Raw genomic sequence first — 554 nt, 5'->3', positions numbered from 1 at the left:
AACAGAGCTAGACGCGCGCGGCGCCTCAGGCGGGTGCCATCTGCGTCGGCATCGGGATCAACTTGGCCATCTTGCGGAGGTTCTGGGCGGTAGCGGCGAGGAGGAACTCGTCTTTTGCGCCGTTGGGACCTCGCAGGCGCAATCGATCCAGCTTCAGGATGCGTTTGAGGTGCGCAAACAGCATCTCGACCTTCTTCCGCTGGCGGCGGGAGGTCACATAGGCGTCGGTGGCGGCAATATCGCGGGCCAGATCGCGAGCGCCTTCGTGGATGGAGCGCGTGACCTTGCGGGCCGGCATGTTGGGCGTACAGCGTTGCCGCAGGTCGCAGCCGGCGCAGTCCTGCTGGCGGGCGCGATAGCGGATGAAGCCGTCCTGGCCGACATCGCCGCGGGCCTGCGTGAAGTCGCGGTTGCGGGGGCGCAGGCGGTTGCCGGCAGGGCAGACATAGCTGTCGTCGCCCAGGTCATAGCGGAAATCTGCCCGCGCGAAGGTGCCGTCGCGGCGGGCAGACTTGTCGAACACGGGGATGTGCGGGTGGATGTCGCGCTCGTGG

Annotated in this window: 1 protein-coding gene; it reads right to left on the bottom strand. The window is 67.3% G+C overall.

The features are described from left to right. Positions 1 to 25 precede the first annotated feature (25 nt). Positions 26 to 554 (bottom strand): transposase (locus IFS44_RS21705; RefSeq protein WP_192100227.1); only part of this gene is annotated, 529 nt, incomplete at its 5' end.

Source organism: Sphingomonas sp. CFBP 13706 (genome assembly GCF_014842355.1).
GTDB classification, from domain to species: Bacteria; Pseudomonadota; Alphaproteobacteria; order Sphingomonadales; family Sphingomonadaceae; genus Sphingomonas; species Sphingomonas aerolata.
The sequence above is the reverse complement of the archived record's forward strand: the minus strand, read 5'-3'. Positions and strand labels throughout refer to the sequence as shown.